At 65.5% G+C, this 19,676-nt stretch carries 20 protein-coding genes; 9 read left to right on the top strand and 11 right to left on the bottom strand.

Annotation, left to right across the window (positions count from 1 at the left end):
- Nucleotides 1-6: 6 nt before the first annotated feature.
- The 4 genes from AC4K8G_RS07730 to ribA all read left to right on the top strand — a co-directional run bounded on the left by AC4K8G_RS07730 (nt 7) and on the right by ribA (nt 5,070).
- Entirely contained in the window at nt 7-2,322 is a 2,316-nt protein-coding gene (locus AC4K8G_RS07730) for an FtsK/SpoIIIE family DNA translocase (RefSeq protein WP_491733578.1), read from the top strand.
- An 84-nt stretch (nt 2,323-2,406) separates the two neighbouring features.
- The gene (locus AC4K8G_RS07735; RefSeq protein ID WP_491733579.1) at nt 2,407-3,012 is read left to right on the top strand and encodes a LolA family protein; all 606 of its coding nucleotides are present in this window, start codon (nt 2,407-2,409) and stop codon (nt 3,010-3,012) included.
- Between the two features lie 211 nt (nt 3,013-3,223).
- Nucleotides 3,224-4,015, top strand: coding sequence for an exodeoxyribonuclease III (locus tag AC4K8G_RS07740; protein WP_491733580.1), 792 nt, complete (start codon nt 3,224-3,226; stop codon nt 4,013-4,015).
- A 14-nt stretch (nt 4,016-4,029) separates the two neighbouring features.
- A complete protein-coding gene (gene ribA, locus AC4K8G_RS07745) occupies nt 4,030-5,070 on the top strand; it encodes a GTP cyclohydrolase II (protein ID WP_491733581.1) in 1,041 nt (346 codons plus the stop codon).
- Here ribA and AC4K8G_RS07750 read toward each other — a convergent pair.
- Nucleotides 5,062-5,499 (bottom strand): HAD family hydrolase, encoded by a 438-nt coding sequence (locus AC4K8G_RS07750; RefSeq protein WP_491733582.1) that lies wholly within the window; start codon nt 5,497-5,499, stop codon nt 5,062-5,064. The two genes, ribA and AC4K8G_RS07750, sit on opposite strands and share 9 nt — an antisense overlap.
- A 20-nt stretch (nt 5,500-5,519) precedes the next feature.
- Between AC4K8G_RS07750 and AC4K8G_RS07755 the strand changes: the two genes are divergently transcribed.
- Complete coding sequence (locus tag AC4K8G_RS07755; RefSeq protein ID WP_491733583.1) at nt 5,520-5,648, top strand: hypothetical protein; 129 nt, start codon at nt 5,520-5,522, stop codon at nt 5,646-5,648.
- Nucleotides 5,649-5,731: 83 nt separating this feature from the next.
- Here AC4K8G_RS07755 and AC4K8G_RS07760 read toward each other — a convergent pair whose 3' ends face one another.
- Both AC4K8G_RS07760 and AC4K8G_RS07765 read right to left on the bottom strand, forming a co-directional pair.
- Nucleotides 5,732-6,388: a YggS family pyridoxal phosphate-dependent enzyme gene (locus AC4K8G_RS07760; protein WP_491733584.1), complete on the bottom strand. Its 657-nt coding sequence runs from the start codon at nt 6,386-6,388 to the stop codon at nt 5,732-5,734.
- Between the two features lie 63 nt (nt 6,389-6,451).
- Nucleotides 6,452-7,168 carry a porin gene (locus AC4K8G_RS07765; protein WP_491733585.1) on the bottom strand — a complete coding sequence of 239 codons (717 nt, stop codon included), beginning with the start codon at nt 7,166-7,168 and terminating at the stop codon, nt 6,452-6,454.
- 192 nt (nt 7,169-7,360) lie between these two features.
- Between AC4K8G_RS07765 and AC4K8G_RS07770 the strand changes: the two genes are divergently transcribed.
- From AC4K8G_RS07770 to holA, 4 genes are read left to right on the top strand one after another with little or no spacing between them, the layout of a single operon-like run.
- Nucleotides 7,361-7,795 (top strand): DUF3576 domain-containing protein, encoded by a 435-nt coding sequence (locus tag AC4K8G_RS07770; protein WP_491733586.1) that lies wholly within the window; start codon nt 7,361-7,363, stop codon nt 7,793-7,795.
- Between the two features lie 9 nt (nt 7,796-7,804).
- On the top strand, nt 7,805-10,327 hold the full coding sequence (gene leuS / locus AC4K8G_RS07775; protein ID WP_491733587.1) for a leucine--tRNA ligase: 2,523 nt from the start codon (nt 7,805-7,807) through the stop codon (nt 10,325-10,327).
- Entirely contained in the window at nt 10,327-10,821 is a 495-nt protein-coding gene (gene lptE / locus AC4K8G_RS07780; RefSeq protein ID WP_491733588.1) for an LPS assembly lipoprotein LptE, read from the top strand. Before leuS ends, lptE begins: the two co-directional genes overlap by 1 nt.
- Nucleotides 10,818-11,834 carry a DNA polymerase III subunit delta gene (holA, locus tag AC4K8G_RS07785; RefSeq protein WP_491733589.1) on the top strand — a complete coding sequence of 339 codons (1,017 nt, stop codon included), beginning with the start codon at nt 10,818-10,820 and terminating at the stop codon, nt 11,832-11,834. Before lptE ends, holA begins: the two co-directional genes overlap by 4 nt.
- A 2-nt stretch (nt 11,835-11,836) precedes the next feature.
- Here holA and AC4K8G_RS07790 read toward each other — a convergent pair whose 3' ends face one another.
- The 8 genes from AC4K8G_RS07790 to rho are packed head-to-tail and all read right to left on the bottom strand — an operon-like array spanning nt 11,837 to nt 19,655.
- Nucleotides 11,837-12,718: a ParB/RepB/Spo0J family partition protein gene (locus AC4K8G_RS07790; RefSeq protein WP_491733590.1), complete on the bottom strand. Its 882-nt coding sequence runs from the start codon at nt 12,716-12,718 to the stop codon at nt 11,837-11,839.
- Entirely contained in the window at nt 12,715-13,497 is a 783-nt protein-coding gene (locus tag AC4K8G_RS07795) for a ParA family protein (protein ID WP_491733591.1), read from the bottom strand. The genes AC4K8G_RS07790 and AC4K8G_RS07795 overlap by 4 nt, the downstream gene beginning before the upstream one ends.
- Nucleotides 13,494-14,102 carry a 16S rRNA (guanine(527)-N(7))-methyltransferase RsmG gene (gene rsmG / locus AC4K8G_RS07800; protein ID WP_491733592.1) on the bottom strand — a complete coding sequence of 203 codons (609 nt, stop codon included), beginning with the start codon at nt 14,100-14,102 and terminating at the stop codon, nt 13,494-13,496. The genes AC4K8G_RS07795 and rsmG overlap by 4 nt, the downstream gene beginning before the upstream one ends.
- Nucleotides 14,099-15,763 (bottom strand): tRNA uridine-5-carboxymethylaminomethyl(34) synthesis enzyme MnmG, encoded by a 1,665-nt coding sequence (gene mnmG / locus AC4K8G_RS07805; protein ID WP_491733593.1) that lies wholly within the window; start codon nt 15,761-15,763, stop codon nt 14,099-14,101. Before mnmG ends, rsmG begins: the two co-directional genes overlap by 4 nt.
- A 38-nt stretch (nt 15,764-15,801) precedes the next feature.
- Nucleotides 15,802-17,070 carry a tRNA uridine-5-carboxymethylaminomethyl(34) synthesis GTPase MnmE gene (mnmE, locus tag AC4K8G_RS07810; protein WP_491733594.1) on the bottom strand — a complete coding sequence of 423 codons (1,269 nt, stop codon included), beginning with the start codon at nt 17,068-17,070 and terminating at the stop codon, nt 15,802-15,804.
- A gap of 4 nt (nt 17,071-17,074) precedes the next feature.
- The gene (locus tag AC4K8G_RS07815) at nt 17,075-17,716 is read right to left on the bottom strand and encodes a TerC family protein (RefSeq protein WP_491733595.1); all 642 of its coding nucleotides are present in this window, start codon (nt 17,714-17,716) and stop codon (nt 17,075-17,077) included.
- Between the two features lie 10 nt (nt 17,717-17,726).
- Entirely contained in the window at nt 17,727-18,392 is a 666-nt protein-coding gene (locus AC4K8G_RS07820) for a YjbE family putative metal transport protein (RefSeq protein ID WP_491733596.1), read from the bottom strand.
- 6 nt (nt 18,393-18,398) lie between these two features.
- Complete coding sequence (rho, locus tag AC4K8G_RS07825) at nt 18,399-19,655, bottom strand: transcription termination factor Rho (RefSeq protein ID WP_491733597.1); 1,257 nt, start codon at nt 19,653-19,655, stop codon at nt 18,399-18,401.
- Nucleotides 19,656-19,676 lie beyond the last annotated feature (21 nt).

A 19,676-nucleotide genomic window follows, 5' to 3' on the forward strand; every position in this document is an offset into this window, starting at 1 on the left:
TGGGACATGGCGACTGTGGCCACGCGCGCGCCAAAGCGTGAATTGGGGCCGGACTGGCGGGATGCATTGCGCCAGGCCGTGCGCCGCTTCGCGTTCCGCGCCTGGGGCGCATTGCTGGTTGCCGCAAGCGTCGCTGCCGTAATTTCGCTGGCGAGCCATAGCCCAACCGACCCTTCGCTAAGTACCGCCGCAGGCGGTCCCCCGGCCAATTGGCTGGGAGCCACCGGCGCATATTTCAGCGATGCGCTGTTGCTCTTGTTCGGGCTGGGTTCCGTGCTCTTCTTCCCGGTGATCGCGATTGCGGGACTGCGCATGCTTAGGCTCGAGCCGGCCGGAAGGATCGGCCGCGGCCTGTTGCTGGCCGGCATCGGCGCATTGCTGATCGGCGTCGCGCTCGGCCTTACCAGCGGGTCCGCGGTATCGGGACTGCCCGGCGGCTGGGGCGGCGCGCTCGGCCTTGCGGCCGCGCATGGCGTCGATGCGGCGATCGGCCTCATTCAAAATCCGCAGATCGCGGGCCCGACCCACTTTGGCGTGCTGCTGCTGTTTGCCATCGCCGGGCTGGTGGTCGGTTACCTCGCGCTCGGCCTTTACCCCGACGAGCGCGCATGGTTCGCGGGCCTGTTCAGACGCACGCCGCGCGAGCGCCGTGCGGCGCCGCGACGCACCGAGATCCAGGAAGGGGACGACCGCATCGTTCCGGCCGCGCCGCCAAGGTCGAGGCCCGCGGTCGCGGTGGCCGAACCGGCGCGAACCGTTGCTCCCGCAACGCGCGCGCCGCGCAAGCAACCCGGCCTGGCGCTGGGCGACGCCTATGTCTTGCCGACCGTCGACCTGCTGGCCAAGCCGCCGGAAAAGGGCAAGCAGCAGATCGATCGCGCCGGGCTCGAGCGAAATGCGCGCTTGCTCGAATCGGTGCTCGACGACTTCCACGTCCGCGGCGACATCGTCGAAGTGCGGCCGGGGCCCGTGGTCACCATGTACGAGCTCGAGCCCGCGAGCGGGATCAAGGCGAGCCGCGTCATCCAGCTTGCCGACGACATCGCCCGCAACATGTCTGCCTTGTCCGCGCGCGTTGCGACGATCCCGGGGCGGAGCGTGATCGGCATCGAGTTGCCCAACCCGAAGCGCGAGACGGTCAGCCTGTCCGAGCTAATCGGAAGTCAGGCGTTTGAAGACCAGAACATGGCGCTGCCGCTGATCCTGGGGAAGAATATCGCCGGCGATCCAGTGATCGCCGACCTCGCGCCGATGCCGCATTTGCTAGTCGCCGGCACCACCGGGTCGGGCAAGTCGGTCGGCCTCAACTGCATGATCCTGTCGCTGCTCTACCGCTACGGGCCGGACGACTGCAAAATGATCATGATCGATCCGAAGATGCTCGAATTGAGCATGTACGACGATATTCCTCACCTACTCGCGCCGGTGGTCACCGAGCCGGGCAAGGCGATCCGGGCGCTTAAATGGACCGTCGAGCAGATGGAGGAACGCTATCGCATGATGGCCAACCTCGGCGTGCGCGCGCTGCCGAGCTTCAATGCCAAGGTGCGTGAGGCCAAGGCCAAGGGCGCCAAGCTCGGGCGGCGAGTCCAGACCGGCTACGACGCCGACACCGGGCAGCCGCTCTACGAGACGGAGAGTCTCGAATATGAGGTGCTGCCGCAAATCGTTGTGGTGGTCGACGAACTCGCCGACCTGATGATGACGGCGGGCAAGGAGGTCGAGTTCCTGATCCAGCGGCTGGCGCAGAAGGCGCGCGCGGCGGGCATCCATTTGATCATGGCGACGCAGCGGCCTTCCGTCGACGTCATCACCGGCGTCATCAAAGCCAACCTCCCGACCCGAATCAGCTTCCAGGTAACGAGCAAGATCGACAGCCGCACCATCCTCGGCGAGCAGGGCGCCGAGCAGCTGCTGGGCAAAGGCGACATGCTGTACATGCCCGGCGGCAAGCAGATCATCCGCGTCCACGGACCGTTCGTCAGCGACGAGGAAGTGCGCGCGGTGGCCGAGCATTGGCGCAAGCAGGGCGCGCCCGACTACGTCCAGGCGGTGACCGAGGAGCCGGAAGACGGCGGTTACCTATTCGACGGCCAGCCGACCGGCGAGGACGACGCCGAGACCCAATTGTACAAGAAGGCGATCCAGATCGTCGCCGAGAGCCAGAAGGCTTCGACCTCCTACCTCCAGCGCCAGCTTCGCGTCGGCTATAACAGCGCGGCGCGGCTGATCGAACGGATGGAGAAGGACGGTCTCGTCGGCCAGCCGGACCATGTCGGCCGGCGCGAAGTGCTGATCGATCCCGACGGGCATCCGATCTGACCTGAACGGACCGGAACCGTAAGGTTCAGTGCGCATTCAATGGGGAAAGGCCAGTTTCCGGCCAAAATTACCCAGGAGTTTGAAATGAGTTTTTCGATGAAGGTAGCGCGCGCCCTGGCGCCGGTCGCGATCGCTGGCGTCGCCGTCCCCGCCGCCGCCGCCGATTCGCCCGACATGGCCAAGCTCAAGGCGCACTTGGGCTCGGTCCAGACGATGACCGCGAACTTCGTCCAGACCGATGCACGCGGCCGCGCCGCGGCGGGCACCTTGCAGCTCAAGAAGCCGGGCAAAGTCCGCTTTCAATATGGCAGCAATGATTTGGTGCTGGTCGCCAACGGCAAGACGCTGACCATGGTCGACTACCAAGTCGGGCAGAAGTCGAGCTGGCCGCTCAACCGCACGCCCTTGGGCGTGCTACTTTCGGGATCGCCCGACCTCAAGGGTCGCGCACAGATCATTCCGAGCAATGATCCCCGCGTCGTTTCGGTGCGGGCCCGCGACCCGTCGCAATATGGTTCGCTGACCCTGGTGTTTACCCGCACCAGCGCCGCCCCGGGCGGGCTCCAGCTCTATGGCTGGACGGCGATCGACGCACAGAATCGCCGCACGACGGTCAAGCTTTCCAATGTCCGTTACAATGTCGGCGTGCCGGAAAGCGCGTTCAGCTACGCTGAACCGAAGAAGAAGTGAGATTAAAAAAGTTTCATATTGCGACCCGTTCATCGCACTTTCAGGCGCGCCTACCTACATAGAAGGTCGGTTCTGCACTTACCCGGGGTTTCCCCCTGTTACCCGGGGTTCCGCAGGATCCCTTGCGTGACGAACGCTAGGCGGCCCTCGCTCCATGCCCCCGGAGCGGGGGCCTTTTTCATATGCGTCCGGAGCGGCTAAGCGCATCAGCGTGAGCAAGCTCAAGATCGCTTCCTGGAACATCAACTCGGTGCGCGCGCGTACCGCAATCGTCGAGCGGCTGATCAAGGAACAGCAGCCCGACATCCTGTGCCTGCAGGAAACGAAGGTGCTGGACGACATTTTTCCGGCCGAGATGTTCAATCGCCACGGTTACAAGCATCGGGCGCTGAACGGCCAGCGGATGCACCACGGCGTCGCGATCCTGAGCCGGGTTCCACTTCGGGAGCCAGGCAAGCACGATTGGCAGGACAATGGCGAGGCGCGACACGTCGGGGTCCGCCTGGAATGCGGAATCCGGCTCGAGAATGTCTACGTCCCGGCGGGCGGGGACACGCCCGACCGCACCGTCAACCCCAAGTTCGGGCAGAAGCTGGACTTCATCGGCCGGATGACGCGCTGGTCCGAGGATCTGCGCGAGCCGAGCATCATCGTCGGCGACTTCAACGTCGCCCCGCTGGAATGCGACGTATGGAGCCACAAGGCGCTGCTGAATGTCGTCAGCCACACGCCGGTCGAGGTCGAGGCGCTCAACCGGCTGCGCGATGCCCACGACTGGATCGACATCGGCCGCAAATTCGTGCCCGCGCCCGAGCGCTGCTTTACCTGGTGGAGTTATCGCTCGCCCGACTGGACCAAGAACGACCGCGGTCGGCGGCTCGACCATATGTGGGCCTCGCCCGAACTCGCGGGGCATTTGATCGGGCACGAGGTGCTGGAGCCGTGCCGCAATTGGGAGCGGCCGTCGGACCATGTGCCGCTGATTCTCGAGGTCGAAGTTTGACGCGAAGCTCCCCAATGGCCCGAGCGATCGCGGCGCTTCGGGCGGGCCGGCCGGTGCGGATCGACGGGCCCACGCCGGTCGCCGTGATCGCGGTCGAGACAGCGACGGCCGAGCTGCTCGAGCTGGTCGACCCTGAGCGGGATGCGCGGCTTCTAATTAGCGGCGAGCGCGCGGCTGCCTTGTCGCTCGCGAACCTCAAGGACGCCGCCGACCCAGTTCAGCCGGTGCTGATCGAGCGATCCGATTGGCTGGATGCGGAGACCGCACTGGCAGTTGCCGACCCCGGGCGGGATTTCGACCGCGGGCCGGTCGGTCCGCTCCACCCCGTCCCCTGCGACTGCGCGGAGACGGCCAAGGCTGCGCTGATCCTGGCCCGGTCCGCGGGCCTGCTGCCTGCGCTATGGCTCGTCGAAGCCAGGGCGGCCGCCATCGCCGTCAGTGCCGGAGACATTGTGCGCTCAAACCGCGAGCCGGGGATCGAGATCGTCGCCCGAGCCAGGCTGCCGCTCGACGGCCTTCCCGAAACACAGATCGTCGCGTTCCGCGCCTCGGATGACGGCGAGGAGCATGTCGCGCTGGTCGTCGGCGCGTTCGGAGGCAAGCCGCCGCTGGTTCGCCTACACAGCGAATGCCTGACCGGCGACGTGTTCGGATCATTGAAGTGCGACTGCGGCCCGCAGCTGAAAGAAGCGCTGCGAATCATCGGCGAAGCGGGCGGCGGCGTGCTGCTCTACCTGCGGCAGGAGGGTCGGGGGATCGGGCTCGCCAACAAGTTGCGCGCTTACTCGCTGCAGGACCGCGGTCTCGATACGGTAGACGCCAACGCGAGGCTCGGCTTTGCCGACGACGAGCGCGATTATGGCCACGCGGCGGGGATGCTGCGGGCGCTCGGAGTCGAGGCGATGAAGCTGCTCACCAATAACCCCAACAAGGTCGCGGGACTGGAAGCGGCCGGGATCGAAGTGGTGGAGCGGGTGGCGCACCGCATGCCGGCCAATCCGCACAATGCCGACTATCTCGCCACCAAGCGCAGCAAGAGCGGCCACTTAATCTAGGCCGACGAGCCGCCGCGCTTCGTCAAAACTATGGACGATATGCTCGACGCCGAGCCCGCGCAGGATGTCGGCGTGGCCATCGAAGCAGTGCGAGCCGCCGGCGAAGCCGATTACCGTCGCGCCTGAGGCCAGCGCGCCCATTGCACCGGTCCGCGAATCTTCGAAGACGGCCGATCGCTCGATCGCGACGCCAAGCTCGCTCGCGGCATGGAGATAGAGATCGGGCGCCGGCTTGCCGCGTTCGACATGCTCACGCCCGCTGTAGACGTGGCGTCCGAACGCGTCGGTCAGCCCGAGATGGGCAAGATGGCCGCCGAGCCAACGCGTCGAGCTTGATGACGCGACGGCCCTGGGGAGATCGGCCGGCAGCGAGAGCACGAAGTCGACGGCCCCCGCGACGGCGCGCACGCCCTCTCGCAGCGCGCGCACGCTCTGCTCCTTGCGCGGTCGTGGAATTCGGGCGGCAGCGGCCCTCCGATACGTTGCTCGATCGCGGCGATGAATTGCGGGCCGCTCAGCCCGACGAAATGCTCAATCGCTTCTTCCGTCGTAATCCGGTGACCGAGATCGGTCAGTAGTTCCGCCAGCTGGCGGTTGCCCTCGAACTCGCTTTCGAGGAGCACGCCGTCGAAGTCGAAGATGATCGCGTCGAAGTTCCGCATTAGTCCTCGAACAAAGCCGTCCCGACCCGCACGGCGGTCGCGCCCAGCATCACCGCAGCTTTGAAATCCGCCGACATTCCAATGCTCAAGCCGGTGACGTCATGGCGTCGGGCGAGCTTACCGAGAAGCGCGAAATAAGGCGCCGGCTCAACGCCAAGCGGCGGGATCGCCATCAACCCGGCCAGCGGCAGCGGAGAGGCGCGGACGGCCTCCACCAAAGCGCCGATCTCGCCGATCGCGCAGCCGCCCTTCTGGTCTTCCTCGCCGATATTCACCTGGACGTAGACGGAAGGATGGCGGCCCGCGCTGTCTGCCTCCTTGACCAGCGCATCGAGAAGCGACGCGCGGTCGACCGAATGGACAGTATCGAACAGCTTCACCGCCTCGGCGGCCTTGTTTGATTGTAGCCGCCCGATCTCGTGCAGCCGTGCGTCGGGATGGCGCGCCAGCAGCGCCGGCCACTTGGCAAGCGCCTCCTGGACTCGATTCTCGCCGAAATCGCGTTGCCCGGCCTCGATCAGGGGCTCGATCTCTTCGGCTGGCCGGCCCTTGGTCACGGCGATGAGCTGGACGCCGGCTGGGTCGCGCTTGGCCAGCGCGGCGGCCGCTGCGATCTCGTCGCGAATTTTCTGAAGTCGTTCGGCGGCGCACGTCATGAGCGGCTTAAGGCCACAAATGTCACGCGGTTAGGCGCCAAAAACGTGAACTTAAGCCTCGGCTTAGAACTTGAAGGCGGTGCCGACGTAGACGGCCTGGCTGTCGCGACGGTCGTCCTGGAGCGCTGACATCCGGTCACGCTCGACGTTGTAGCGGACGCCGCCGGTCAGGGCGAAGCGCTTCGACAGCGAATAAGAAGCGCCGGCATCGAGCGAGACATTGTCGCCGCGACGAAGTGCCGCAAGCGGGCTCCCGGTCGTGCGCTCAGCGCCGACCGCCACTCGGGTGCTCAGGCGGTTGTTGAGCGAATAGCTAACGCCGACGATGGCGCTCTCGCGACCGCCGAGCGCCGGATTCGCATCCTTCACCTTGGCGACATCGCCGGAAACGGCGAAGCGGCGCCAGCCCACGGCAACGCCGAGGTTGTAGGTGCTGGGCGCGAGCGACGCGACCGCGGTTGCGGCGGAGGCATCAGTGAGGCGGCCGGTCGCAGGCTGCGCTGCCTGGGCACGAATCGCGACTCGAACCTGCGAAGGCCGTCCCTTGGCGGGCGCGGGCGTGAATTTGAAATCGGTCAGGGACAGGCCCTTGCCGGCAAGCGCTGCAGCCAGCTTTGGATCGGCGTTGGCCGGGGTAAACGAAGCGACCGGGTCGAAGCTCAGCGACACCGCCGGAGCGCGCTTCTTCGTCGGAGACGCGAACGCAGGAGACAGCATCAGGCCGGCCGCGGCGGCGGCCGCGAGCAGCTTGGCTTCCTTTCGTTTCGCGAGTCTCAACACGACAGACGAACTCCCTGTTCGTGAGTCGATATAGTCACAGCAAGCTGAAGGTTCCATGACTGGAATCGATTCATTTCGCGCCTGTTGCCGACAAGGCACAATATCGTTCAGCCAAGGGACACGCTTGCGAGACAAGTTTGGCCATCTATAACGCCGCCCAACTTCCGAGATGCTGCCTTTCAAGGATCGCCGATGAACCGCTTCAAAACGACCGCTGCCGCATTGATTGTTTTGGCCTTGGCCACATCCGGCTGCGCTCGGAACCGCAACCTGCCGACCGGCTATGCGCCGACCCGGCTGACCACGATCGGCGTCAACAGCTATCTGTGGCGTGCGGCGCTCGACACGGTTTCGTTCGCTCCGCTCCTCCAGGCCAACGCCAGCGATGGCGTGATCATCACCGACTGGTACGCCAACCCGCGCGTCCCGACCGAGCGCGTGAAGTTGACCGTCGCGATCCTCGACCAGGATCTCCGCGCCGACGCTATCCGCGTCTCGGCGGCGAAGCAGGTCTATGCGAATGGCGGCTGGAGCGATGCACCGGTATCCGCCGCCACGGTCCAGAAACTCGAAGACATCATCCTGACCCGCGCCCGCGATCTCCGCCGCGCCGCCGTCGGGGGATAAGCCGACACAATGACGAGCGGGCGTTTCGACCCGGGCGCGGCCGACCGCCGCTGGCAAGCGCGGTGGGAAGAGGAAGGCTGCTTCCACGCCGATAGCGCGAGCGCCAAGCCCAAGACCTACGTGCTGGAGATGTTCCCCTATCCGTCGGGGCGCATCCACATGGGGCACGTGCGCAACTACACGATGGGCGACGTCATCGCCCGATACCGGCGGATGCAGGGCCATGAAGTGCTTCATCCGATGGGGTGGGATGCATTCGGCATGCCGGCCGAGAATGCCGCGATGGAGCGCAAGGTCCATCCAGGCGAATGGACCTGGGCGAATATCCGGACGATGCGCGAACAGCTGAAACAGATCGGCTTCGCGCTCGACTGGAGCCGCGAGCTCGCGACCTGCGACCCGGCTTATTACGGGCATGAGCAGGCGCTGTTCCTCGACCTGTTCAAGGCCGGCCTCGTCTATCGCAAAGAGAGCGAGGTCAATTGGGACCCCGTCGACATGACCGTGCTCGCCAACGAGCAGGTGATCGACGGTAAGGGGTGGCGTTCGGGTGCTCCTGTCGAGCGGCGCAAGCTCAACCAGTGGTTCCTCAAGATCACCCAGTTCGCGGACGAGCTGCTCGAGGGTCTGAAGGGGCTCGAGAATTGGCCCGACAAGGTTCGACTGATGCAGGAAAATTGGATCGGCCGCAGCCGCGGCCTCCAGTTCCGCTTCCGCCTGGCCCAGCCGGTGGAGGCGACCGGCGAGGTCGAGGTGTTCACGACGCGGCCTGACACGATCTTCGGCGCGAGCTTCGTCGCGGTCGCCGCCGATCATCCGATCGCGCTTGCGGCGGCGGCGTCAAATCCCGCGGCCGCGGGGTTCATCGCCGAGTGCAAGGCGGGTGGCACCAGCGCGGCGGAGATCGAGACGGCCGAGAAGAAGGGCTTCGACACGGGGCTCCAGGTGGTCCACCCGCTCGATCCAGAATGGCGCCTACCGGTCTACATCGCGAATTTCGTGCTGATGGATTACGGGACCGGGGCAATCTTCGGCGTCCCGGGCCATGATCAGCGTGATTTCGAATTTGCGAAGCAATATCATCTGCCTATCCGGCGCGTGGTCGCCGCGAATATCGATCTCGCATCCGAACCGATCGGCAGCGAGGCCGAAAATGCGCCCGGCGTGGCCGTCAACTCACAATTCCTCGATGGTCTCAGCAGCAGCCAGGCATCAGCGGAGGTGATCCGCCGTGCCCAGGCCGCGGGTTGGGGACAAGGGACGGTCCAATACCGCCTGCGGGATTGGGGTGTTTCTCGCCAGCGTTACTGGGGCACGCCGATCCCGATCATCCATTGCGCTAAGTGCGGCGCGGTGCCGGTGCCGCGCGAGCAGCTGCCCGTCGTGCTGCCGGAAGACATCGACTTCGAGACGCCGGGCAACCCCCTCGATCGCCACCCGAGCTGGAAGCATGTTGACTGCCCGAGTTGTGGCGGCGCAGCGACACGGGAGACCGACACGCTCGACACCTTCGTCGATTCAAGCTGGTACTTCATCCGCTTTGCAAGCCAGCCCAAGGACCGGCCGTTCGATCGCGCTGAAGCCGAGAAATGGCTGCCCGTCGCGCAATATATCGGCGGGGTCGAGCACGCGATCCTGCACTTGCTCTACGCGCGCTTCTGGACCCGCGCGCTGCAGCATCTCGGACAACTGGGCATGGCCGAGCCATTCAACGGCCTCTTCACGCAAGGCATGGTCACGCACGAAACCTATCGCGCCGGCGACGGCAGCTGGCTCAGCCCGGACGAGGTCAAGAAGGACGGCGACGACTGGATTCATGTTGAAAGCGGGCATCCGGTCACGCCCGGGCGCATCGAGAAAATGTCCAAGTCCAAGCGCAATACGATCGACCCAGAACCGATCCTCAAGAAATATGGCGCCGACGCCGTGCGCTGGTTCATGCTGTCCGACAGCCCCCCGGAGCGCGACCTCGAATGGTCCGAAGCCGGGATCGAGGGTGCATCGCGCTTCGTCCAGCGGGTATGGAAGCTGGTCACGGGACTGACCCCGGGCGAGGGCGAAGACGATGGGCTGAAGCGCAAGCTCCACCGCGCCGTCGCTGCGGTCGGTGAGGCGATCGACGGGCTCCAGTTCAACAAGGCGGTGGCCCAGCTGTACGAGCTGGTCAGCGCGATCGAGAAGGCGAGGCCGTCGGCGACGCGGACAGAGGCGGTTCACGCGATGGTCCGGCTGATAGCGCCCGCCGCGCCGCATCTTGCCGAAGAATGCTGGGCGGTTCTCGGCGGCGAAGGCCTGGTCGCCAATGCCGAGTGGCCGGCCTTCGACCCGGCGCTGCTGGTCGACGATCAGGTGACGCTCGCGGTCCAGATCAACGGCAAGCTGCGCGACACATTGAGCGCCCCCCGCGGGCTGGATCGCGCCGCGGCCGAAGCGCTTGCGCTCGCATCCGACAAGGTCCAGCGCCAGTTGAACGGCGCCGCCCCGCGCAAAGTCATTGTCGTTCCCGACCGGCTGGTGAATATCGTCGCATGATGCGGCGATATCTTCCGATCCTGCTTCTTGCCGGCCTGACCGGATGCGGCCTCCAGCCGCTCTATGGAGGCGGTGCCCACAGCCCGATTGCCGCGACCCTCCGCTCGGTGAAGGTCGGGCCGATCGCGGGGCAAGGCGGTTGGCTGATACGCAACAAGCTGGTCGATCGCCTGGGCGAGACCGGCGATGGACCGGCCGACTATCGCCTCGACGTGACGCTCGACGACAACATCACCTCCTTCGGTATTCGGGGCGACCGGGCCGCGACTTATGAGCGGCGTACGCTCCGCGCGCGCTACCAGCTGGTCAGTGCCGCGACTGGGACGGTCGTGCTCGACGCGACCGCCGGATCGGACGCCGGCATCGACATCGTCAGTTCGGAATATGCAACGGTGGCGGCCGAGCAGACCGCGCTCGAAAATTTGTCGGACACGGTCGCCGACCAGATTGTCGCCCGCTTGGCGCTCTACGCGCGGGCGCAGGGCAAGAAGTGAAGGCGGCCAAGGGCAGCATCGACCGAGCGGTCGACCAGCCGAACCGCGACATCCGTTTCTATCTCTTCCACGGCCAGGACGAATCGCAGTCGCGGGCGCTCGCGGCCCGGGTCGCCGAGGCGCTCAGCGCCAGCCGCTTTCTGATCTCGTCCGCCTCGATCAAGGCCGATCCCGCCTCGCTCGCCGATGAAGCCGGCGCGATGAACCTGTTCGGGGGCACGCGCGTGGTGTGGATTGAGCCGGCGACGAAGGACATCGAGGACGGCGTGGTCGCTCTGCTGGAGGGCCCAGCGACCGAGAACCCGGTTCTGGCGATTGCGGGATCCTTGCCCAAGACGTCGCCGCTGCTGAAGCTTGCCGAAACATCGCCGATGGCGCTGGCCTACGCCTCTTATGCGCCAGAGGGCCAGGAGGCGGAGCGCATGGTGACTGATATCGGCCGCCGCTTTGGGCTGAAGGTTTCGCCGCAGGTGGCGGCCCGGATCGCCGACGCCGCCGGCAACGACCGAGCGATCGCTAGCCAAGAGCTGGAGAAGCTCGCTTTATATATCGACGCATCGCCGCACGCCCCCAAGGAGCTCGATCATGACGCGGTCGACGCCGTCGGCGCGGAGGGCAACGAGGGCGACTTCATGCGCCTTGCCGATCTCGCGCTGAGCGGAAGCGTGGGCGAGCTTGCTGATCAGCTCGCGCGGCTGCCGGCAGGCGGATCGGAGGGGATCCCGGTCGTTCGTTCGCTGCAACGACGACTGCTTATGCTGGCGCCGGCGCGCGCCCGCGTGGAGCGCGGCGAACGACCAGATGCCGTCATGGCGTCACTGGGCAGAGCATTGTTCTGGAAGGATAAAGCGATCGTCGAGCGGATGATCGGCAAATGGCGCGCGGACGAGTTGGCGACGGTAGCGGAGCGCGCCGGGCGCCTCGAGCGCGACCTGATGTTTACCGACGCCCCGGAGCGCGAAGCCTTGGGCGAAGAACTAATGGCGATCGCGCGCAAGGCGCGCAGCCGCTAGGGTCAGATCGGCTCGCCGCTGAGGCGCTGGCAGATCATGTCGAGCTGATCGAGGCTTGAATATTGCAGCGTGACCGCGCCGCCCTGCCCCTTGTGCGCGACCTTGACCGTAAGCCCGAGGATATCGCCCAGCTGGCGTTCGAGCGCGATCAGGTCCGCGTCCACCGGATGCGCGTTCCGGGCGCTGGCACGAGCAATGTCGATCCCCGGCCCAGGCTTGATCTTCTTCGCCAGCTGCTCGGCCTGGCGCACCGAGAGGCCCTTGGCGACGATTTCGCGGGTCAGTTCTTCGGGATCAGGAGCGGTTGCGATCGCTCGCGCGTGCCCCATAGTGATATCGCCTTGCAATAGCGATTGCTTCACGAACTCCGGCAATTCGAGCAGCCGTAGCAAGTTCGCGACATGGCTGCGGGACTTGTGGACCAGCTTGCCGACCTCGTCCTGCGTGTGACCATGTCGCTGGATCAGCTGGCGGTAGCCTTCCGCCTCTTCGAGCGCGTTGAGATCCTCACGCTGAATGTTCTCGATCAGCGCGATCTCGGCGACGGTCGATTCGTCGATCTCGCGCACGATTGCCGGAATCAGGTGAAGCTGCGCCTTCTGCGCAGCGCGCCAGCGGCGCTCGCCGGCGATGATCAGGTAATCGTCACCGTGTGGCCGAAGCAGGATCGGCTGAAGCACGCCGCGCTCGGAGATGGATTCGGCGAGCTCCGCAAGCGCGTCCTCGTCGAAATGCACGCGCGGCTGCTCGGGATTCGGGCGGATCCGTGCGATTTCGATCTCGCGAACCCCGCCGCGCTGTACATTGCCTTCGCCCGAAGGTCTCTGCGGCTGTTCGCCTAGGAGCGCCGAAAGGCCCCGCCCCAGTCCTGCAGCCTTGCTCATGCCGCCACAGCCAGCTGCGGCAGGCGGCCGATTACTTCGCGCGCGAGGCGGATATAGGCCTCGGAGCCTGGGCATTTGAGGTCGTAAATCAGCGCCGGGAGCCCATGGCTCGGCGCCTCCGACAGCCGCACGTTGCGCGGGACGACCGTGTCGAAGACCGCCGAGCCAAGGCATGCGCGGACGTCATCGCCGACCGCCTGGCTGAGATTGTTGCGGCGGTCGAACATCGTTAGCGCCACGCCCAAGATCGACAGCTCCGGATTGAAAGCGACACGGATTCGCTCAACGGTTTGAAGGAGTTGGCTCAGACCCTCGAGGGCAAAGAACTCGCACTGAAGCGGGACGAGCAAGTGGCGCGCTGCGACCAGTGCGTTGACCGTCAGAAGGCCAAGCGAAGGCGGGCAATCGATCAAGGCAATGTCCCACCGGCCGGGCGGAATGGCGCCCAAGGCGCGGCCGAGACGGTGCGCGCGGTCCTCAAGGCCGACCATTTCGACTTCGGCCCCAGACAGGTCAACCGTCGCAGGCAGCAGGTCGAGCCGCGGGACGCGCGTCGCGACAGACGCTTCGGCGACTGACGCACCGCCGATGAGCACGTCGTAGCTCGACTGGGTTCGTTGCGACGGCGAAACACCCAGGCCCGTCGACGCATTACCTTGAGGATCGAGGTCGATCAGCAGCACTCGCCAACCAATGGCCGCGAGCGCGGTGGCGAGGTTGATCGCCGTCGTTGTCTTGCCGACGCCGCCCTTTTGATTGGCCACCGCGATGCGGATCATTTTCTTACCCTCACCCCTGTCCCGACGACGATCCAGGAATCCGCGTCGGTGACACTTCGTTCCACGTGGAACGCACCTTGCCATGTGCGCTCAGCCTCGGCCAGTTCCTCACGCCCGTTTCTCCCCTTCGGAAGCGCCCAGACGGTATTTCTTGTGGACAGATGTGCGGATAGTTTGAGCAAATCACTCAAATTGGCGACAGCACGCGCCGTAATGACATCGAAGCTGCCGCGAACGTGCTCGGCCTTCGCGCAGGCCACTTCGGCATTGAGCTTCAGTGATTCGCTCACCTTGTGGAGGAATTCGGCGCGCAGCCGTCTTGGTTCGATCAACGTTACTGGCCCCTCGGCGAGGCAAGCGATCACGATTCCCGGCAAACCGGCTCCCGAGCCGATGTCGGCCCAAGAAGCGGCGGGATGCGGCTCAAACCGCAATAACTGCGCCGAATCGAGGATATGGCGCTCCCACACCGCGACCAAAGTCGCCGCGGAAACGAGGTTCTGCCGCTTATTCTCCTCGCGAAGGAGTGCAACGTAGGCTTCGAGCTTCTCGAATGTTTCACGTGAAACAGGCCGGCCCGCGACCTGTGCCAGGCGATCGATCACGCCGCAGCGCGCCGGCTGGCCGCGACGTAAAGCGCCGACACCGCTGCCGGCGTAACGCCTGGGATGCGCGATGCTTGATCGAGCGTTTCAGGCCGCGCCGTGGTCAGCCGCTCGACCATCTCGTTCGACAGGCCAGGTATCGCGCCATAATCGAGCTCCGCGGGAATCCACACATTCGAATCGCGCTGGACGACCGCCCACTCGCGTTCCTGGCGAGCAACGTACGGGGCATAGAGGCGATCCGCTTCCGCTTCGGCCGCTTCGGGACCTTGCGCGAGCCGGGCTTCCACCTGCGCGCGTCGCCGCGCAGACACGCAGTCTGCAGACAGGGCCACCTCACCGAGGCGTGCGGTGGCGTTGTCGGCGCGCAAGCTCAGACGATACTCCGCGCGGGCAGTCATCATCCGGTACGGCTCGCTTACCCCTTGCAGCGTAAGGTCGTCGATCATCACGCCGATATATGACGTACGCCGATCGAACCGTACGTCGCTCAAATCCAGCGCAGACGATGCCGCATTGAGACCGCTGGCTAAACCCTGCGCGGCCGCCTCCTCATAACCGGTCGTGCCGTTGATCTGCCCCGCGAGAAACAAACCGGGCAGCTCGCGCACTTCGAGTGTCGCGTTCAGGCGACGCGGGTCGACAAACTCATACTCCACTGCGTAGCCTGGCCGCACAATGTCGGCCCGCTCCAGTCCCGGGATCGAGCGGACGAAATCGCGCTGGACGTCTTGCGGAAGCGACGTCGAAATGCCGTTGGGGTAGACGAGGGGATCGTCGAGCCCTTCGGGCTCGAGGAAAATCTGGTGCGCGTCGCGCTCAGCGAAGCGCTTCACCTTGTCCTCGATCGACGGACAATAGCGTGGCCCGCGACCCTCGATCGCGCCCGCAAACAGAGGGGACCGGTCGAAATTGGCGCGGATGATGTCGTGGGTGAGCTCGCTCGTCCGCGTGATCGCGCAGCACAGCTGGGCCGGCCTGGCTCCGTCGTCCAGCGCGGACATAGTCCAGGCCTCCTTGTCGCTGGGCTGTTCCTCTAGCTGGGCCCAATCGATGGTGCGGCCGTCGAGGCGCGGCGGCGTTCCGGTCTTGAGCCGGCCCTGCCCCAGACCGATGTCGCGGATTTGGCCGGCAAGCGCGACCGAAGCCCCTTCGTCGCGCCGTCCGCCTTCGATGACCTGCTCGCCGACGAACAGCCGCGCATCGAGGAACGTGCCGGTAGCGACGACCACGGCGCGGCAAGCGAACGCCCCGGCACTCGTCTCAATCCCGGCGATCCGTCCGCCCCGGATGACCAGGCCAAGCGCTTCGGCCGTGATGATCTCGACGCCGCTCTCGCCTAGCAGTTCTGCGATCGCGGCCCGGTAAAGCTTGCGATCGGCCTGCACCCGCGGCCCCCAGACGGCGGGACCCTTGCTTCGGTTGAGCATGCGGCGATGGATTGCCGCGCGATCAGCCGCGCGCGCCATCAGCCCGTCGAACACGTCGAGCTCGCGAACCAGATGCCCCTTGCCTACTCCGCCGATGGACGGGTTGCAGGACATCTGGCCGGCGTCCTCGGGCCGAAACGTGATCAGGCCGACACGCGCTCCGCGACGGGCCGCGGCAGCCGCAGCCTCGCACCCGGCATGGCCGGCGCCGATCACCAGAACGTCGTGCATGGGCGAGCCGCTTAGAGGATTTGTTCCACGTGGAACAGTCACTTGCCGAGACAGAAGCGGCCGAACAAGGCGTCGAGCACCTCCTCCATGCCCGCCCGCCCGGTCAACCGGTCGAACGCTGCACGGGCAGCACGCAAATCCTCGGCGATGAGGATGATCTCCCGCGCGTTCGCCGCGCCACGAAGGAGGACGGCTGCCTCCGCGATGCAATCCGCCTGCCGGCGATTCAGGGCGATCGCATCCTCCACGGGGAGTAACGACGACGCTTCCGCAGCGACCGCGTCGACCAGGCCCTTCAGCCCCTCGCCCGTCGTGGCCGACACGGCAACCGATCCCTGCGGCGCGGGACCGGCGACGTCCGCCTTCGCATGCACGAGGATGACCCGGGCGGCGGGTGGAGGGTCGGCTGGCTCGCCGAGCCACAGAACCACGTCCGCCGCCTCGATCAGGCTTCCCGCGCGGTGTACGCCAATCGCCTCAACCTGGTCATCGGTTTCGCGCAGACCGGCGGTGTCGGTCAGCAGGACCGGGACCCCGTTTAGTGCCAGGGGCACCTCGATATGATCGCGCGTCGTCCCCGGGATATCGGTGACGATCGCGCGCTCCTGTCCAGATATCACATTGATTAGGCTAGATTTTCCAGAATTTGGTGGCCCCGCGACCACGACTCGGACGCCGTCTTTCAGCGGTTCGAATCGCGGAAGCGCCAGCCAGCGCTCAAGTTCGTCAGCCAGTGTCGCGCAATCGCCCGCCATCGCCGGATCGGCCGCGTCATCCTCATCATAATCGACCGCGCGCTCCGCAATCGCCGAGAGGGTGAGCAGCCGCTCCTGCCACTCGCCGATCTGCTTGCGAAGGCCGCCCTCAGCCATCGCCAACGCGGCTTTGCGCTGCGATTCGGTCTCGGCCTCGATCAGGTCGGCGAGGCCCTCGGCCTCGGTCAGATCGATCCGCCCATTCTCGAACGCGCGTCGGGTGAATTCGCCGGGCTGAGCGAGGCGCAATCCGTCAATATTTTGCAACGCGCCGAGCACGGCGTCGACCACCGCCCGTCCGCCGTGGCATTGAAATTCCACGCTATCCTCTCCGGTTGAGCTGGCCGGCGCATCGAACCGAAGGAGCAACGCCTCGTCAAGCAAGTCGCCGGTGTTCGGATGGCGCAGCTCGCGCACCGCGGCAGTCCTGGCTTCGGGCAGCGAGCCAGCAAGCGCGACCCCGGCGGCATGCGCCCTGGGCCCACTGACGCGGATAACCGAGATCGCAGCCGGAGGTCGGCCGCTCGACAGCGCGAATATCGTGTCGGTCATGACTTCAGGTGAAAAGCGGCGCGACGTGCGGCGCCACGTGCCCCGCGCCGTCGTAGATCATCCTGAGCGCGACCCACAGGATCACGATCAGCCCGACCCAGGCGATCCACTTGTACCGGTCGATGTAGCGGGCGATGAAGTTGGCCGCGATGCCCATCAGCAGCACCGACAGGATGAGGCCGAAGACGAGGACATAGGGATGGTCACGGGCCGCGCCAGCCACCGCCAGCACATTGTCCAGGCTCATGCTGACATCGGCGAGGGCGACGCCCCAGGCGGCGCTGGCGAAGCTCTTCGACGCCTTCACCCCCGAATGCTCGTCACCGACGATCTCTTCCGAGCCCGCGCTCTCGTCCTTGTGGCGAATCTCGCGGTACATGCGCCACGCCACCCAGACGAGCAGCAAGCCGCCGGCGAGCACCAGTCCGGTGATCTGTAGCAACTGCGTGACGATCAGCGCGAAGGCGATCCTCAGGACCAGCGCGGCGATCACGCCGATCATGATGACTCGTCTACGCTGCTCGGCCGGAAGACCGGCGGCAAGCGCCCCAACGACGATCGCGTTGTCGCCCGCAAGCACGATGTCGATGAACAGGATCTCGAAGAAGGCGGTCAACGCCGCCGGGGTAATCATACCGAGGTCCATGTCCTCGGGACTAGCCGAGGTGGAGCACGCTCCTCAACCCCAGCACATGCTCACCGCCGACCCAGCCCTCGTAGATCATCGAGCAGGCGACCCACAGGATCACCGCGAGGCCGATGTAATTGATCCAGTGGTAGCGATGGATCAGCCGGGCGACGTAATTGGCGGCAAAGCCCATGAACAGGACCGAGAAGGTCAGGCCGATGAACAGAAGCGCCGGGTTCTCGCGGGCGATCGACGCGACCAGCAGCACATTGTCGAGGCTCATGCTGAGGTCGGCGATTGTGATCTGGATCGCCGCCTGAAGCAGGGTCTTGCTGGCAGGCGGCCCCTCGATCGCTGCGGTCGTAGGGTCGTCGGCGATGACCGGCTGCGCCGGGTGCAGCTCGCGCACCATGTTGTAGGCGACCCACAGCAGCAGAAGGCCGCCGGCGAACACCAGGCCGGTGACCTTCAGGAGCTGCGTCGCGAGGAGCGCGAAGGTGATCAGGAAGACCAGCGCCATCCCGACGCCGAACATCAGCACCTTCTTGCGGTCGCGCTCCGGAAGGCCCGAGGCGAGGCTGCCCATGATGACGACATTGTCGCCGGCCATGGTCAGGTCGCCGATGATGATTTGGCCGAGCTTCGCCAGGCCGCCCGCCGTCAGGATGGCGCCAAAGTCGAAACCGGCCAGCATCGGTCCTTACTGATTCATCGAGGCGAAGAAGTCCTCGTTGGACTTGGCGTCCTTCATCTTGTCGAGAAGGAACTGCATCGCATCGACCGTGCCCATCTGCATCAGGATCCGGCGCAGCACCCACATCTTGGTGAGCGTGGCCTGCTCGACCAGCAGCTCTTCCTTGCGGGTGCCGGACTTGCCGACATCCAGCGAGGGGAAGATGCGCTTGTCGGAGACCTTGCGGTCGAGCACGATTTCGCTGTTACCGGTACCCTTGAACTCTTCGAAGATGACCTCGTCCATCTTCGACCCGGTATCGATGAGCGCGGTCGCGATGATCGACAGCGACCCGCCTTCCTCGATGTTGCGGGCGGCGCCGAAGAACCGCTTCGGCCGCTGCAGCGCGTTGGCGTCGACACCGCCGGTCAGCACCTTGCCCGAGCTCGGCACCACGGTGTTGTAGGCGCGGCCAAGCCGGGTGATGGAGTCGAGCAGGATCACGACGTCCTTCTTGTGCTCGACCAGGCGCTTGGCCTTCTCGATCACCATCTCCGCCACCTGGACGTGGCGGCTTGCCGGCTCGTCGAAGGTCGAGGAAATGACCTCGCCCTGCACGCTCCGCTGCATGTCGGTGACTTCCTCGGGCCGCTCGTCGATCAGCAGGACGATCAGGAACACCTCGGGATTATTGTCGGTGATCGCGCGCGCAATGTTCTGCAGCAGCACGGTCTTGCCGGTGCGCGGCGGAGCGACGATCAGCGCACGCTGACCTTTGCCAAGCGGGGCGACAATGTCGATCACCCGCGCGCTCTTGTCCTTTATGGTCGGGTCAAGCGTATCGAGCTTGAGCTTCTGATCGGGATAGAGCGGCGTGAGGTTGTCGAAATTGACGCGGTGGCGAACCTGTTCGGGATCGTCGAAATTGATCGTCGTGACCTTGGTCAGCGCGAAATAACGTTCGCCCTCCTTGGGGCCGCGGATCTCGCCCTCGACGGTGTCGCCAGTGCGAAGCCCGAAGCGCCGGACGATCGACGGAGCCACGTAAATGTCGTCAGGGCCGGCGAGATAATTGGCTTCCGGAGAGCGGAGGAATCCGAATCCGTCGTTCAGCACCTCGATGGTGCCGGAGCCCATGATCTCGACTCCGTTCTCGGCCTGAATCTTCAGGATCGAGAACATCAGATCCTGCTTGCGCATCGTCGATGCGCCCTCGACGCCCATTTCCTCGGACATCGCGACCAGCTCGGCCGGGGTTTTCTTTTTCAGTTCTTTCAAATGCATAGGATATTCTTTTCTTGGGGA

Source organism: Sphingomonas sp. SP3 (assembly GCF_058514305.1).

Coding starts and splice junctions, on each gene's coding strand:
- AC4K8G_RS07730 (WP_491733578.1), top strand. CDS start 7: ATGGCGACTGTGGCCACGCGCGCGCCAAAGCGTGAATTGGGGCCGGAC.
- AC4K8G_RS07735 (WP_491733579.1), top strand. CDS start 2,407: ATGAGTTTTTCGATGAAGGTAGCGCGCGCCCTGGCGCCGGTCGCGATC.
- ribA (WP_491733581.1), top strand. CDS start 4,030: ATGGCCCGAGCGATCGCGGCGCTTCGGGCGGGCCGGCCGGTGCGGATC.
- AC4K8G_RS07760 (WP_491733584.1), bottom strand. CDS start 6,388: ATGACGTGCGCCGCCGAACGACTTCAGAAAATTCGCGACGAGATCGCA.
- AC4K8G_RS07770 (WP_491733586.1), top strand. CDS start 7,361: ATGAACCGCTTCAAAACGACCGCTGCCGCATTGATTGTTTTGGCCTTG.
- leuS (WP_491733587.1), top strand. CDS start 7,805: ATGACGAGCGGGCGTTTCGACCCGGGCGCGGCCGACCGCCGCTGGCAA.
- lptE (WP_491733588.1), top strand. CDS start 10,327: ATGCGGCGATATCTTCCGATCCTGCTTCTTGCCGGCCTGACCGGATGC.
- AC4K8G_RS07790 (WP_491733590.1), bottom strand. CDS start 12,718: ATGAGCAAGGCTGCAGGACTGGGGCGGGGCCTTTCGGCGCTCCTAGGC.
- AC4K8G_RS07795 (WP_491733591.1), bottom strand. CDS start 13,497: ATGATCCGCATCGCGGTGGCCAATCAAAAGGGCGGCGTCGGCAAGACA.
- mnmG (WP_491733593.1), bottom strand. CDS start 15,763: ATGCACGACGTTCTGGTGATCGGCGCCGGCCATGCCGGGTGCGAGGCT.
- mnmE (WP_491733594.1), bottom strand. CDS start 17,070: ATGACCGACACGATATTCGCGCTGTCGAGCGGCCGACCTCCGGCTGCG.
- AC4K8G_RS07815 (WP_491733595.1), bottom strand. CDS start 17,716: ATGGACCTCGGTATGATTACCCCGGCGGCGTTGACCGCCTTCTTCGAG.
- AC4K8G_RS07820 (WP_491733596.1), bottom strand. CDS start 18,392: ATGCTGGCCGGTTTCGACTTTGGCGCCATCCTGACGGCGGGCGGCCTG.
- rho (WP_491733597.1), bottom strand. CDS start 19,655: ATGCATTTGAAAGAACTGAAAAAGAAAACCCCGGCCGAGCTGGTCGCG.